This window comes from Achromobacter maghribensis, assembly GCF_057334215.1.
Window position 1 is genome coordinate 443,970 of record NZ_JBHFII010000047.1, and the last position, 12,998, is coordinate 456,967.

Sequence of the window (12,998 nt, forward strand, 5' to 3'; positions counted from 1 at the left end):
CGGCCGCAAGCCAGGGGGAATCCAGCGTGAAATACATCCTGCGCCGCATCGCGGCCGTCATTCCAGTCATGGCCGTCGTCGCGGTCGTGGTGTTCCTGCTGATACACCTGTCGCCAGGCGATCCGGCGGCGGTGATGGCGGGCGACAACGCCACCGCCGACGACGTCGAGAAGATCCGGCAAAACATGGGGCTGGACAAGCCGCTGCCGCAGCAGTTCGCCATCTGGGTCAGCCACATCGCGATGGGCGACCTGGGCACTTCGATGTCGTCCCAGATGCCGGTGTCGCAGTTGATCGCCCAGCGCATGGGGCCGACGCTGTCCATCGCCCTGTTCACGATGCTGTTCGCCGTGCTGGCGGCCGTGCCCCTGGGCGTGCTGGCCGCGTGGAACGCGGGCCGCTGGCTGGACCGGCTGGTGATGATCGGCGCGGTCTGCGCGTTCTCGGTGCCGGTATTCCTGATCGGCTATTGCCTTGTCTACGGCTTTTCCATCAAGCTGGGATGGCTGCCGGTGCAGGGCTACAAGCCGCTGGCGGACGGCCTTGTGCCCTACCTGCGCCACCTGGTGCTGCCCTGTTTGTCGCTGGGCCTGGTGTACATGGCGCTGCTGACCCGCATGACGCGCGCCACCATGCTGGAAGCCTTGTCCGAGGACTACATCCGCACCGCGCGCGCCAAGGGTTTGTCGGCGGGCCCCATCGTGTGGCATGCGCTGAAGAACGCCGCCAACCCCATCGTCACCACCATCGGCGTGGGCGTGGCCCTGCTGATCGGCGGGGTCGTGGTCACTGAAACCGTGTTCGCGATTCCCGGCCTGGGCCGCCTGACGATCGACGCCGTGCTGCGTCACGACTATCCGGTGATCCAGGGCGTGTTGCTGGTGGCCTCGGGCATCTACGTGCTGATCAATCTGCTGGTCGACCTGAGCTACCGGCTCTTCGATCCCCGCATCCGCTACTGAGAAGGGCAACGCATGAACACCACCACCCTGCCGCTTCCCGTCCCGCGGCCGCGCCTGCGCCGCGCCGTCCGCTCGCTGCGGCGCCATCCCATGCTGTATGTGGGCAGCGCCATTCTGCTGGTGCTGGCGGCGATCGCACTGGCCGCGCCGTGGCTGGCCACGGTCGACCCGCAAGACATCAACCCGATGGCGCGCATGAAGCCGCCGTCGTCCGAACACTTCTTCGGCACCGATGCGCTGGGCCGCGACGTCTATTCGCGCACCGTGTGGGGCGCCCGCGTATCGCTGCTGGTCGGCATCGTCGTGGCAGTAGTGTCCACCGTGGCCGGCGTGATGCTGGGCATGCTGGCCGGCTACTTCCGCCGGGTCGATGCGTTCATCATGCGCATCATGGACGGGCTGATGGCCATCCCTGGCGTGCTGCTGGCGATTGCCCTGATGGCCACCCTGAAAGGCGGCCTGGGCACCGTGATCATTGCCATCGTCGTCCCCGAAGTGCCGCGCGTCGTCCGCCTGGTGCGGGCGCTGGTGCTGACCATCCGCGAGCAGCCTTACATTGAAGCCGCCGTCTCGGTGGGCACCCGCGTGCCGTCGATCCTGCTGCGCCATATCCTGCCCAATCTGTTCGCCCCGTTGATGGTGCAAGCCACCTTCATCGCCGCTTCCGCCATCCTGACCGAAGCCGTGCTGAGTTTCCTGGGCGTGGGCATTCCGCCCCAAATCCCCAGCTGGGGGAACATCATGGCCGAAGGCCGCAATTTCGTGGCCGTGGCGTTCCACATCATCCTGTACCCGGGGCTGTTCCTGGGCGTGGCGGTGCTTGCCGTCAACCTGGTGGGCGACGGGCTGCGCGACATGCTCGATCCCCGTCTGGCCAAAAAGCTGTAGGAGCGCCCATGCAACCCACCCCTGTCTTGCGCGTGCACGACCTCACCACCTGTTTCGACGGCGACGACACCACCGTCGTGGCCGTGGACAAGCTGTCGTTCGAGCTGCTGCCCGGCGAAACGCTGGGCCTGGTCGGCGAATCCGGCTGTGGCAAGAGCGTCACCTCCCTGTCCATCATGCGGCTGCTGCGCGCCCCCGGGCGCGTCGCGGGCGGCAGCATCGAGTTCGACGGGCGCGACCTCTTGGCCCTGCCCGAAAAATCCATGCGCGCCATCCGCGGCAATCAGATCTCGATGATCTTCCAAGAGCCCATGACCTCGTTGAACCCCGTGATCACGGTGGGCAAGCAGATCAGCGAATCGCTCATGCTGCACCAGGGCCTGTCGCGCCGCGACGCGCTGGCGCAGGCCGAAAAGCTGCTGGAACTAGTGCAGATCTCGGACCCGGCCCGCCGCGTGCGCGAATACCCGTATCAGCTGTCCGGTGGCATGCGCCAGCGCGCCATGATCGCCATGGCGCTGGCGTGCCAGCCCAAGGTCCTGATCGCCGACGAACCCACCACCGCGCTGGACGTCACCATCCAGGCTCAGATCCTGCATCTGCTGCGCGACATCCAGGCCCGGCTGGGCACGGCCATCGTGCTGATCACGCACGACCTGGGCGTGGTGGCGCAAATGTGCCAGCGCGTCATCGTGATGTACGCCGGCCGCAAGGTGGAGGAAGGCAGCGTGGATGACGTGCTGGATCGCCCGCAGCATCCCTACACGCAGGCGCTGATCCGTTCGCTGCCCGACTTCGTCGACGGCCAGGACCACACGGCTCGGCTGGCCGAACTGCCCGGCATCGTGCCGGTGATGACGCCCGCCTCGCGCGGCTGCGCCTTCGCCGCCCGCTGTCCGCAAGCGCTGGCGCGCTGCACCGAAGACGCGCCGCCCGCCATCGATGCCGGCAGCCGCCACCGCGTCTGGTGCTGGGCCCGCCAATCCGAACCGGCGCCCGCCGCCCTCACCGCCTGAGGTCCGCCATGAACCTGCACGATATCCCCCTCTCGTCCGCGGCGCCCCCACGCTCCGCGCCTGCCGCCGCGCCCATGCTGGAAGTCATCGGCCTGAAGAAGCACTTCCCCGTGGACAACGGGCGCGGCGCCAAGGTGTTGCGTGCGGTGGACGGCATATCGCTATCCGTTCCGCGCGGCCAGACCCTGAGCCTGGTCGGCGAATCCGGTTGTGGCAAGTCCACCACCGGCAAATGCCTGATCCGCCTGACCGACCCCACCGAAGGCCGCATCCTGCTTGAAGGCGAAGACCTGGCGAAGATGAACAGCGGCCAATTGCGCGCCATGCGCCAGCGCATGCAATTCATCTTCCAGGATCCGTTTTCGTCCATGAACCCGCGAATGCGCGTGCGCGACATCATCGGCGAACCGCTGCGCAACTTCGGCCATGGCCGCGCCGCCATCCACGAACGCGTTGCGCAGTTGTTGGCCCGCGTCAGCCTGCGCCCCGACGCCGCCGACCGCTATCCCCACGAGTTCTCGGGCGGACAGCGCCAGCGTATCGTCATCGCCCGCGCCCTGGCGCTGGATCCGGGCCTGATCGTCTGCGACGAGCCGGTGTCGGCGCTGGACGTCTCGGTCCAGGCGCAGGTCATCAACCTGCTGATGGACCTGCAGCGCGACCTGGGCCTGACTTACGTGTTCATCTCGCATGACCTGAGCGTGGTGCGCCACATCAGCCACCGCGTGGCGGTGATGTACCTGGGCAAGATCGTAGAGATCGGCACCCGCGACGCCATCTTCGACCGCCCCGCCCACCCGTACACCCGCGCCCTGCTGGCCGCCGTGCCGTCAGCGCGCCAGGGCCAGCGCACGCCCGTCGAGGTCCTGAAAGGCGAAATCCCCAGCCCGTTGTCGCCCCCGTCGGGCTGTGCGTTCCGCACCCGTTGCCCGATGGCGCAGCCGCGCTGCGCCGAAGAAACCCCGCAACCGCGCCAGGTCGCCCCTGAACAGCAGGTCGCCTGCCACTTTGCCTGACCCTTTTAGCCGGAGATCCGCATGTCACAGCCCGACGCCACCCCGTTCGACTACATCCTTGCTGGCGGCACCGTCATCGACGGCGCCAACACCCCGGGCCAACGCGCCGATGTCGGCGTCCGCGGCGACCGCATCGCCGCGGTAGGCGACCTGTCCGCCAGCGCCGCGTGCCGCCGGATCGACGTCAGCGGCAAAGTGGTCGCGCCCGGCTTCATCGACTCGCACACGCACGACGACAACTACCTGCTCAAGCACCGCGACATGACGCCCAAAATCTCGCAGGGCGTCACCACCGTCGTCACCGGCAACTGCGGCATCAGCCTGGCGCCGCTGGCCCACGCCAGCCCGCCCGCCCCGCTGGACTTGCTGGACGAAGGCGGTTCGTACCGCTTCGCGCGCTTCTCCGACTACCTGGACGCCCTGCGCGCCACGCCCGCCGCCGTCAATGCCGCCTGCATGGTTGGCCATTCCACGCTGCGCGCCGCCGTCATGCCCGACCTGCAACGCGAAGCCACCCCCGACGAAGTGCAGGCCATGCAGACGCTGGCCGACGACGCCCTGGCCAGCGGCGCCATCGGCATTTCGACCGGCACGTTCTACCCGCCCGCCGCCCGCGCCACCACCGAAGAGATCATCGAAGTCTGCCGGCCGCTGAACACCCACGGCGGCATCTACGCCACGCACATGCGCGACGAAGGCGAACACATCGTCGAAGCGCTGGAAGAGACCTTCCGCATCGGCCGCGAGCTCGACGTGCCCGTCGTGATCTCGCATCACAAGGTCATGGGCCAGCCCAACTTCGGCCGTTCCCAGGAAACCCTGCCCTTGATCGAAGCCGCCATGGCCAGGCAAGACGTCTCGCTGGACGCCTACCCCTATGTGGCCGGCTCCACCATGCTCAAGCAAGACCGGGTGCTCTTGGCCGGCCGCACCATCATCACCTGGTGCAAGCCGTTCCCCGAACTCAGCGGGCGCGACCTGGACGAGGTCGCCGCCGAACGCGGGAAATCCAAGTACGACGTCGTGCCGGACCTGCAACCCGCGGGCGCCATCTACTTCATGATGGACGAGCCAGACGTCCAGCGCATCCTGAAATTCGGCCCCACCATGATCGGCTCGGATGGCCTGCCCCACGACGAACGCCCGCACCCCCGCCTGTGGGGCACCTTCCCCCGCGTGCTCGGCCACTACTCCCGCGACCTGGGCCTGTTCCCGCTGGAGACCGCCGTCTGGAAAATGACCGGCCTGACCGCCGCCAAATTCGGCCTGGCCGAACGCGGCCAGGTGCAGCCCGGCTATTTCGCCGACCTGGTGGTCTTCGACCCCGCCACCGTCGCCGACGCCGCCACCTTCGAACGCCCCACCGAACGCGCCGCCGGCATCCACTCGGTCTATGTCAACGGCGCGCCGGTCTGGGAAGATCAGGCCTTCACCGGCCAGCATGCCGGCCGCGTCCTGAACCGGACCACCGCCTGAACCCGCCCACCCTTTACAATCCGGCGTAGACGCGGCAGGGCTTGCGGGCCCTGCCCAGCCCTCAACCCCTTGATGCCAGACCGCTACATGGCCCTACCCGGCAATACGTCCCCGCCCGAGATCGTGGGCAAGGAAGAGATGGGCGCCCGCCTGCGCGCGGAGCGCAAAGCCAGAAAAATGACCTTGCAGGCGCTGTCACGGGCCAGTGGCATCGCGGTATCGACCCTGTCAAAGGCCGAACTCGGCCAGATCGCCCTCAGCTACGAAAAGTTTGCCGCCCTGGCCCGCGCGCTGGACATCGACATGACCCGCATGTTCATGCTGCGCGACGCCTCCCAGGCCGCCGTCGCCCCCACTTACGTCAAGAACAAGCTTAGCGACGCCCGCGACTACATCACCGAAAACTATCACTACCGCCTGCTGATGGGCGAATACCCCGGCAAGAAAATGCTGCCGATGGTCGCGCTGATCGACTCGCGCAAGGTCGTGGAGTTCGAGGACTACATCCGCCACCCCGGCCAGGAATTCGTGGTGGTGCTATCGGGAAAGGTCAGGATTCAATTCGAGAATGGCGATAGCGTGGTGCTGGGCAAGCTGGAATCGGCCTACTTCGATAGCAGTATCGGGCACGTGTACCTGTCGCTAAGCCGCAAGCCGGCCGAAGTGCTGGCCGTGTGCAGCGATACGGAGGACGTGCCTTCCAGGTTGAAGGGGGCCTGAGGCATTCGGGGTCAAGGCTGGCATATGACTGTCACATACGCCGGGCATACTCGTCGACGAGATGCTTGGGGGGAACCCGGTCTGGACCGGGCCAGCCCTGGATATTCATATGAATGGTAATTCGTTGGCCCGGGCGGAAAGCCGGCTTACGATGCCTGGCATCTACTGGGCCCGGTGCCCGCAGGAATGCTCCGACATGCAACGCTTGATCTCCCCCATTTTGACCCGCCGCCCGGCACTGCTTGCCGGCCCGCGCAGTGGTCGCCGCTATGACGCGGTGTATTCAGTGAAAGCCCATCGTGAAGCCAAGATGCTAAATGAGTCGGCGCGGCGAATTCTTGCTGTGTCGGCGCGGTATATGTTGGCTGGCGCGTAATTCGTATTGCTGAATGGCCGGCATGGCCGATGGCAGTGCCCAAGTAAAAATCCCGTTGAGGCGTCACGCGTCGGCGGGATTTTTTTCGCTTCACGGTTTGAGCACGACGAAGCCGGCCCGATCGCCGCGATGCTCGACACCCCCATCAACCCGCGTCGGTTCCCGCGAAATGCGGCGACTGCCCGAAATGTTCGATCAACAATTCCGTCAGGACCCGTATCTTTCTTGCGGGATGCTGGCCTGGCGGGCGGATCACGTAGGCGCCGGCCGGCGGCGGGGGATAGCGGGTCATGATAGGCACGAGCGCGCCGGCGGCCACATCGTCGTGGGTCAGGCAGTCGGGCAGATAGGCAATCCCGAGTCCGGCCGTCGCGGCGGCCACCAAGGCTGCGCCATTGTCTGCCTTGAAGCGTCCCTGTGGACGAACCGTGATGATCTTGTCGCCATCCATGAACTGCCAGGTTTCGGTGCCCTGCATGAGGGCCTCGAACCCAACGAGTTGCTCGGGCGTTTCGGGCGCCCCGTGCGCCTTGATGTAGTCCGGGCTGGCCAGCAGCTTGCCGTGGATGGGGCCAACGCGCCTTGCGATCAGGCTGGAGTCCTGAAGATAGCCCACCCGTATCGCGCAGTCGTACCCCTCGGCGATAAGGTCGACGAAGCGATCGCTATAGCAAGTCTGCACATGAAGTTGCGGGTGGCGTCGCGCCAACTCCGCGACCACGGGCGCGAAATGCGTCAGGCCGAACGACACGGGCACGGCAACACGCAAGCGGCCACGTAGCTCACCGGCGGGCACGATCGTTTCCCGGGCCATGTCGATTTCGGCGCAGGCTCTGACCGCATGGTCGCGGAAAATCGCCCCGGCTTCGGTAAGCGCTGCGCCGCGCGTGGTGCGTGCAAGCAACTGGATGCCCAGCTCTGCTTCCAACCGCAGCAATCGACGGCTGACGATCGACTTGGAAACACCTAGCCGGAGCGCTGCGGGTGACACGCCGCCCGCGTCCGCCACTTCGATGAATGTTTGAAGTTCTTCGATATCCAATTTGCGTGGCTCCCCATTTTCGCAACGCAGTTCGCCGCAGGATAGCACTACCGTGGCAGGCATCGAATCGGCATGGCGCCCAAGAGATGACGGCGTTCCTGATCGTGCGACACAGCTTGCCCCGGAACGGAACTACCGCATCGAGATTGACGAAAACATAATGTTGAATCTGGTCGGCGTCGCCACAAGCGCACGCTTTCTGGAAAGGCTTTGCAATGCAACTCGCAATGCAATTTCCGCAAAACACAGCAAACCAGGGATCACTAATGACTTTTCGTAATGGCCTCGATTCGCTTCTACGTCCTGAGGATTCGGTACTCGTTCTCATCGACCACCAACCTTTTCAACTGACCAACCTGAACAGCCACGATCCGCATGCCGTGGTCAACAATTCGACGGCGTTGGCGAAGGCGGCAAAGGTCTTCGGCGTGCCCACGATTTTGACGAGCGTGATCGCGGATCGTGGCGGCTACATCTTTCCCCAAATCACTGATGTGTTTCCCGGCCAAGAGGTCATTGACCGCACGCTCATCAACACCTGGCAAGACAAAAAAGTGGTCGATGCGGCCAAGGCCACGGGCCGCAAGCACCTGGTCATCGCCGGCCTCTGGACCGAGGTCTGCGTTGCGATGCCGGCAATCCAGGCGGCGGGCGAAGGATGGGATGTGACGGTCATCACCGATGCATCGGGTGGGGTGTCGGTCGAGTCGCACGAAGTCGCGCTGCAGCGCATGGCGGCGGCCGGGGTGAACCTGATGACCTGGATGGCATTGGCCGCCGAGTGGCAACGCGACTGGGCCCGCACGGAAACTGCCCCCGGGCTGACCGACATACTCGTTCAGCATGCCGCGGGTAGCGGCATCGCTTATCTGTGGGAACAGCAGTTGCTGAACACGCCGGTGCCCGCCACGGCAGGCTGATCAGGCCGGGCGCTTAACGTAAAAATCCCGCAGAGACATCGCGTCTCGGCGGGATTTTTTTAAACGCGACGATTGCAGCGGCAACGAGGCGCAACGCCAACGATCAGTTGCTGTTGATCCAGTCCTTTGTGTCGTCGATGAACCAGGGCAGATTCAATCTTTCGCCCTCGCCAGACTGTATGGTCAAGCGCTGACCCGAGGATCCGGGGGTGCCTTTCGCACCCTGCGTGGTGGAAGATGGCCGGCTCCGATAATCCATGTCGGTTTGCCGCGGCGGATTGTCCGCGCAGGCGGCAATCGACGCGCAGGCGGCCGCGACAAGGATGGGCCGCACCACTAAACAAAGGGTCTTCATCATGCTCTGGTTCCGCTGGGGCACAGGCCGACGTGCCGGGCAATCAAGGCCTTAACCCCATACCTTACTCTCAATACGAGGCCGTCGTCAGCGTCTGCGCCCTATTCATCGACGCACTTTGGCATCGAATGGCAAGCCCTGGCCCGGCATTTTCGGTAGCCTCGCAGGCTGCGTCAAAGGCACCCATCCGCGGCGGTCGGTCTTCATTGGCGGCCTTCGCAATGCAACCGCACGGTAATCCAGCCAAACACATGAACGTTTACCCCCACCTGGTGGCCTGTGAACACTGCGACAGCGTTTACCAACGTTGCGCATTGGCGGCAGGCGAGGTCGCGCGATGTAGTCGATGTGAGGCCGTGCTCCAGTGCGCCAAGCCGGGGGATGTGAATCGGTGGTTGGCGTTGACCCTCACAACGGCAGTCGTGTTTCTGATCGCGAACGTTTGTCCAGTCGTGCGCATCAGCCTCAACGGAACCCGCCGAGAAGCAACGTTGTGGGAATTTGCATGGGCCCTGGCCCAAGGAAGCGTTGCGCCTCTTGCGATAGTTGCCGCGTTGGTGATTATCCTGGTGCCGCTTGCGCAGATCGCGTTGCTGTCGTGGGTGCTGATCTTCGCGCGTGCGGGCCAACGCGCGCCGGGCTTTGCCCCGGCCCTGCGGATGCTGGCTCGGTTGCGGCCGTGGAGCATGGTGGAAGTCGGCATCCTCGGCATTCTTGTGGCGATCATCAAGCTGGTGAGCCTTGTGGAAGTCACCCTCGGCGCGGGTGTCTGGGCGACTGCCGCCCTGATGGTATTGCTTACCGTGATTGCCCACCGAGACCTCTCTTCTCTGTGGGACCAGACCGAACATGATCCGACAGTGCCGAGCAGAAGCGCGGTATGAACAAGCCGCCATTCGCAAGCGATTTATCAGTCGTGGGCTGCCACACATGCGGCCTGGTTTGCGAACACCAGGACACGCCCGGGCGAGCCGTTCCCTGCCCGCGCTGTGGCTCGCCCCTCCACCATCGGCGCCCAAACGGTATTGCACGCGCCTGGGCGCTGCTTCTGACCGCCGTTATCTGCTACATCCCCGCCAATGTATTGCCCGTCATGCACACCAGCCTGCTGGGCAGAGGCAGCAGCAGCACGATCATGGAAGGCGCGGTGGAGTTCTGGACGTCGGGCTCCTATGGCATCGCACTGGTGATTTTCATCGCGAGCGTGGCGGTCCCTTGCGCCAAATTCCTGATTCTTGCGCTGTTGCTCGCGACCTCCCAAAGGCGTAGCCGATGGGCAACGCGAGAGCGCGCCAAGTTGTACCGCATGGTGGAGTTTGTCGGGTATTGGTCGATGCTTGATGTGCTGGTGGTGGCCGTCGTGGCGGCACTGGTGCAGTTTCAAGGCCTCACCGATATATCGCCTCGCATCGGCATCCTTTTCTTCGGCATGGTCGTGATTTTCACCATGCTTGCAGCCATGTCGTTCGACCCCAGACATATTTGGGATGGTGAAATCAATGGTGGTGATGCATGAATGATTCTTCCAGGGCGCTTCCTGAGCCCGGCGCTCCTACGGTGATACCACGCAGGAAATGGCGGATCTCGCTCGTCTGGCTGGTCCCTCTCATCGCCGTATTGGTCGGCCTATCCATGCTGGTGCAGACCTGGATGACGGAAGGCCCCGTGATCAATATCACGTTTCGTACTGCCGCCGGTCTGGAAGAGGGCAAGACCCTTGTGAAATACAAGGACGTAAACGTAGGCACGGTAACAACGATCGGGCTCAACGAAGACGGTTCCCGCGTGGTTGCAACGGTGGCGTTGGATAAAGATGCGGCTAGCCTGGCGCGCGAGGACTCTCGGTTTTGGGTGGTGCGCCCGCGCATCGGCATCGACGGCGTTTCCGGGGTAGACACGCTCCTGTCGGGCGCATACATCGGCGTCGATCGGGGGCAATCGACGGAGCCCGGCAAGGAGTACACCGGCTTGGAAAGTCCGCCCACGGTCATCGGCGACACGCCCGGCCGATCTTTCGTCCTGCATACCGAGGATCTTGGCTCGTTGGACGTTGGATCGCCCGTCTATTACCGACGCATTCAAGTCGGCCGTGTTGCGTCATATCAGTTGGGCGAGGATGGCAAAGCGGTCGCGCTGCGGGTCTTCGTCAATGCGCCCTACGACCGTTTTGTCACCACGGAAACTCGCTTCTGGAATGCCAGCGGTGTCGATGTCTCGCTGGGCGCGGACGGGTTCAAGCTGCAAACCCAGTCGATCGCCACCATTCTGGCCGGAGGAGTTTCCTTCGGCACGTCTTCGGGCCTATCCGGCGAGCCAGCGGCGGCGGACGCCGCATACGAACTGGCCAAGGATCAGCAGGCAGCGCTGGCCCCGCCCGACGGGCCCTCGCAAACCGCCTACCTGGTGTTTGAACAATCCTTGCGGGGCCTGACCGTCGGCGCGCCCGTGCAATTTGATGGCATGGACCTGGGTAAGGTCGTCTCCATCAAGCCAGATTACGATCCGGTGAAGCGTCGCTTTCAATCCCGGGTCGGCATTGTGGTGTTTCCGCAGCGGCTGAGCGACATCATGGAGAAAATGCCGGCGCTCGACGGCACCGACGAAGACCGGCTGGTACGCATGCTGCAAGAAATGGTGGCGCACGGTCTCAGGGCTCAGGCCAGGACGGGAAACCTGCTGACCGGCCAACTGTTCATCGCGCTGGACTTCATACCCAACACGCCAAAGGTCGCCTTTGATCCTCAACATCGTCCGATAACGCTGCCGACCGTCAGTGGCAGCTTCGATCAATTGCAGGAGCGGGTCGCCAGCATCGTGGGCAAGATCGACAAGATGCCCCTGGACAACATCGCGCGCAACCTTGACGCCTCCTTCGCCAACCTCAATAAAGCGCTGTCGCAGGTGAATGGCCTGGTTCTGCCGCAAGCCACGCAGACCCTACGTCAGGCGCAACAAACCATCGGCGCCGCGCATGGAATGCTTGCCGAAGATGCGACGTTGCGACAGAGCGTTGGCCAGACCCTTCAGGAGATTCAACGCGCCGCCCGTTCGGTCCGCACGTTGACCGACCTGTTGAGCCGGTATCCCGAGGCGGTGGTGCGAGGCCGCCCCAAGCACGCCACACTCGAGGCTCCCAGAGAACCGCCCGCCAGCACGATAGAGACGCCCCAACGATGATCCGACCCATTCGCTTCTGCCTGCTTGCCATGGCACTGGGGCTTGCGGCTTGCACCGCTTCCGCGCCTGTTCGCCATTACACGCTGCTAACCCCCCAGGGGACCATTCAACCTCCGGGCGCCCCGGCGCGCTTCGTCGTCGAAGTGCTGCCGGTGAGTGTGCCGGAATACCTGAATCAGCCCCAGCTCGTTGTGAGGCAGGACGACAGCGGCATGCTCGCCGTCCTGGATGACGAGCGGTGGCTGGGGCCGTTGGACGAAGAGATACGTAACGCCCTGTCGGCGCAGTTGGTGGATGACCTGGGCACCCAGGATGTCGCCGGATTGTCATGGCCGGGCGATGCGCAGGTAATCAGGGTGAAATTGCAGATTCGCCGGTTGGACGCATGGCCCGGAAAGCGCGTGCAACTTGAGGCCGGTTGGACCCTGGCGGATGCACGCAAGCCCGGGAATGCCAGGTTGGTGTGCCACGGACGTTTTGAAGAAGCCGCCAGCGACGGATATCCTGCGCTTGTGCAAGCGCAGCAGCGCTTGATCGCTGCGTTGGCCCGGCAGATCGGCCAGGACGCAACGACGTGGTCGGCCTCACCCCAGGCGAAATGCGGACTCTCGAAAGCGCCTTAGCCGGCCTCTGATAGCCTTTGGCGGTATCGCGGTATGGTCCACCATTGGAACCTCCCAGAAGGCGCAAGATCCCCATGACGATTGAATTGGAAAAACAAACCCGAGCCACTGCCATCGCGTCGATTCAACGGTATTTCGACGAGCACATGGAAGCGCCTATCGGCAATATCGCGGCAGGAGCGCTGCTTGGGTTTTTTCTAGAGGAAATCGGCCCGACGATATATAACCGAGCCGTCGCCGACGTGCAGGAGCGGCTGCAGCTGCGCGTATCTGAACTGGACCTCGAGGTACGCGAGGACGAGTTCGCCTACTGGCGCAAGTACGCGCGGGGAAACAACAAGGGGCCGAAGTAGCGCGGCGTTCCGTCATGAGCGCGATACGTGGATGCGCCCCCCCCCCCCCCCCCGCCCCCCAGCAAAAAGCCCCC

The 12,998-nt window shown here is 64.2% G+C and carries 16 protein-coding genes; 14 read left to right on the forward strand and 2 right to left on the reverse strand.

The window, feature by feature from the left end:
- The first annotated feature begins 26 nt into the window (after nucleotides 1-26).
- The 7 genes from ACE039_RS21930 to ACE039_RS21960 all read left to right on the forward strand — a co-directional run bounded on the left by ACE039_RS21930 (nucleotide 27) and on the right by ACE039_RS21960 (nucleotide 6,454).
- Nucleotides 27-962, forward strand: a complete 936-nt coding sequence (locus tag ACE039_RS21930; RefSeq protein ID WP_105555232.1) for an ABC transporter permease — start codon at nucleotides 27-29, stop codon at nucleotides 960-962.
- A gap of 12 nt (nucleotides 963-974) precedes the next feature.
- A complete protein-coding gene (locus ACE039_RS21935; protein WP_105555233.1) occupies nucleotides 975-1,850 on the forward strand; it encodes an ABC transporter permease in 876 nt (291 codons plus the stop codon).
- Nucleotides 1,851-1,858: 8 nt separating this feature from the next.
- Nucleotides 1,859-2,866 carry an ABC transporter ATP-binding protein gene (locus tag ACE039_RS21940; protein WP_105555234.1) on the forward strand — a complete coding sequence of 336 codons (1,008 nt, stop codon included), beginning with the start codon at nucleotides 1,859-1,861 and terminating at the stop codon, nucleotides 2,864-2,866.
- A gap of 8 nt (nucleotides 2,867-2,874) precedes the next feature.
- The gene (locus ACE039_RS21945; RefSeq protein WP_332007356.1) at nucleotides 2,875-3,882 is read left to right on the forward strand and encodes an ABC transporter ATP-binding protein; all 1,008 of its coding nucleotides are present in this window, start codon (nucleotides 2,875-2,877) and stop codon (nucleotides 3,880-3,882) included.
- Between the two features lie 21 nt (nucleotides 3,883-3,903).
- Nucleotides 3,904-5,358, forward strand: coding sequence for an N-acyl-D-amino-acid deacylase family protein (locus ACE039_RS21950; RefSeq protein WP_485823317.1), 1,455 nt, complete (start codon nucleotides 3,904-3,906; stop codon nucleotides 5,356-5,358).
- 87 nt (nucleotides 5,359-5,445) lie between these two features.
- Complete coding sequence (locus ACE039_RS21955) at nucleotides 5,446-6,078, forward strand: helix-turn-helix domain-containing protein (RefSeq protein WP_105555565.1); 633 nt, start codon at nucleotides 5,446-5,448, stop codon at nucleotides 6,076-6,078.
- A 196-nt stretch (nucleotides 6,079-6,274) separates the two neighbouring features.
- On the forward strand, nucleotides 6,275-6,454 hold the full coding sequence (locus ACE039_RS21960; RefSeq protein ID WP_485823318.1) for a hypothetical protein: 180 nt from the start codon (nucleotides 6,275-6,277) through the stop codon (nucleotides 6,452-6,454).
- Between the two features lie 145 nt (nucleotides 6,455-6,599).
- On the opposite strand, the gene ACE039_RS21965 is transcribed toward ACE039_RS21960, so the two are convergent.
- Nucleotides 6,600-7,496, reverse strand: coding sequence for a LysR family transcriptional regulator (locus ACE039_RS21965; protein ID WP_448708613.1), 897 nt, complete (start codon nucleotides 7,494-7,496; stop codon nucleotides 6,600-6,602).
- Nucleotides 7,497-7,548: 52 nt separating this feature from the next.
- Here ACE039_RS21965 and ACE039_RS21970 point away from each other — a divergent pair, with 52 nt between their 5' ends.
- Both ACE039_RS21970 and ACE039_RS21975 read left to right on the forward strand, forming a co-directional pair.
- Entirely contained in the window at nucleotides 7,549-7,776 is a 228-nt protein-coding gene (locus ACE039_RS21970; protein ID WP_485823319.1) for a hypothetical protein, read from the forward strand.
- Nucleotides 7,763-8,416: a hydrolase gene (locus ACE039_RS21975; protein WP_105555238.1), complete on the forward strand. Its 654-nt coding sequence runs from the start codon at nucleotides 7,763-7,765 to the stop codon at nucleotides 8,414-8,416. The genes ACE039_RS21970 and ACE039_RS21975 overlap by 14 nt, the downstream gene beginning before the upstream one ends.
- A 103-nt stretch (nucleotides 8,417-8,519) precedes the next feature.
- On the opposite strand, the gene ACE039_RS21980 is transcribed toward ACE039_RS21975, so the two are convergent.
- Nucleotides 8,520-8,771, reverse strand: a complete 252-nt coding sequence (locus ACE039_RS21980) for a hypothetical protein (protein ID WP_310033216.1) — start codon at nucleotides 8,769-8,771, stop codon at nucleotides 8,520-8,522.
- 251 nt (nucleotides 8,772-9,022) lie between these two features.
- Between ACE039_RS21980 and ACE039_RS21985 the strand changes: the two genes are divergently transcribed.
- The 5 genes from ACE039_RS21985 to ACE039_RS22005 all read left to right on the forward strand — a co-directional run bounded on the left by ACE039_RS21985 (nucleotide 9,023) and on the right by ACE039_RS22005 (nucleotide 12,924).
- Complete coding sequence (locus ACE039_RS21985; RefSeq protein WP_485823320.1) at nucleotides 9,023-9,655, forward strand: paraquat-inducible protein A; 633 nt, start codon at nucleotides 9,023-9,025, stop codon at nucleotides 9,653-9,655.
- The gene (locus ACE039_RS21990; RefSeq protein ID WP_313462723.1) at nucleotides 9,652-10,287 is read left to right on the forward strand and encodes a paraquat-inducible protein A; all 636 of its coding nucleotides are present in this window, start codon (nucleotides 9,652-9,654) and stop codon (nucleotides 10,285-10,287) included. The genes ACE039_RS21985 and ACE039_RS21990 overlap by 4 nt, the downstream gene beginning before the upstream one ends.
- On the forward strand, nucleotides 10,284-11,948 hold the full coding sequence (locus tag ACE039_RS21995) for a PqiB family protein (RefSeq protein WP_485823321.1): 1,665 nt from the start codon (nucleotides 10,284-10,286) through the stop codon (nucleotides 11,946-11,948). Before ACE039_RS21990 ends, ACE039_RS21995 begins: the two co-directional genes overlap by 4 nt.
- The gene (locus ACE039_RS22000) at nucleotides 11,945-12,571 is read left to right on the forward strand and encodes a PqiC family protein (RefSeq protein ID WP_485823322.1); all 627 of its coding nucleotides are present in this window, start codon (nucleotides 11,945-11,947) and stop codon (nucleotides 12,569-12,571) included. Before ACE039_RS21995 ends, ACE039_RS22000 begins: the two co-directional genes overlap by 4 nt.
- 74 nt (nucleotides 12,572-12,645) lie before the next feature.
- The gene (locus tag ACE039_RS22005) at nucleotides 12,646-12,924 is read left to right on the forward strand and encodes a DUF2164 domain-containing protein (RefSeq protein ID WP_105555243.1); all 279 of its coding nucleotides are present in this window, start codon (nucleotides 12,646-12,648) and stop codon (nucleotides 12,922-12,924) included.
- The last annotated feature ends 74 nt before the right edge of the window (nucleotides 12,925-12,998 follow it).

What these genes read in the sequence shown, in the direction of transcription:
- ACE039_RS21935 (WP_105555233.1), top strand. Translation starts at nt 975, where the DNA reads ATGAACACCACCACCCTGCCGCTTCCCGTCCCGCGGCCGCGCCTGCGC.
- ACE039_RS21940 (WP_105555234.1), top strand. Translation starts at nt 1,859, where the DNA reads ATGCAACCCACCCCTGTCTTGCGCGTGCACGACCTCACCACCTGTTTC.
- ACE039_RS21945 (WP_332007356.1), top strand. Translation starts at nt 2,875, where the DNA reads ATGAACCTGCACGATATCCCCCTCTCGTCCGCGGCGCCCCCACGCTCC.
- ACE039_RS21950 (WP_485823317.1), top strand. Translation starts at nt 3,904, where the DNA reads ATGTCACAGCCCGACGCCACCCCGTTCGACTACATCCTTGCTGGCGGC.
- ACE039_RS21955 (WP_105555565.1), top strand. Translation starts at nt 5,446, where the DNA reads ATGGCCCTACCCGGCAATACGTCCCCGCCCGAGATCGTGGGCAAGGAA.
- ACE039_RS21960 (WP_485823318.1), top strand. Translation starts at nt 6,275, where the DNA reads ATGCAACGCTTGATCTCCCCCATTTTGACCCGCCGCCCGGCACTGCTT.
- ACE039_RS21975 (WP_105555238.1), top strand. Translation starts at nt 7,763, where the DNA reads ATGACTTTTCGTAATGGCCTCGATTCGCTTCTACGTCCTGAGGATTCG.
- ACE039_RS21980 (WP_310033216.1), bottom strand. Translation starts at nt 8,771, where the DNA reads ATGAAGACCCTTTGTTTAGTGGTGCGGCCCATCCTTGTCGCGGCCGCC.
- ACE039_RS21985 (WP_485823320.1), top strand. Translation starts at nt 9,023, where the DNA reads ATGAACGTTTACCCCCACCTGGTGGCCTGTGAACACTGCGACAGCGTT.
- ACE039_RS21990 (WP_313462723.1), top strand. Translation starts at nt 9,652, where the DNA reads ATGAACAAGCCGCCATTCGCAAGCGATTTATCAGTCGTGGGCTGCCAC.
- ACE039_RS21995 (WP_485823321.1), top strand. Translation starts at nt 10,284, where the DNA reads ATGAATGATTCTTCCAGGGCGCTTCCTGAGCCCGGCGCTCCTACGGTG.
- ACE039_RS22000 (WP_485823322.1), top strand. Translation starts at nt 11,945, where the DNA reads ATGATCCGACCCATTCGCTTCTGCCTGCTTGCCATGGCACTGGGGCTT.
- ACE039_RS22005 (WP_105555243.1), top strand. Translation starts at nt 12,646, where the DNA reads ATGACGATTGAATTGGAAAAACAAACCCGAGCCACTGCCATCGCGTCG.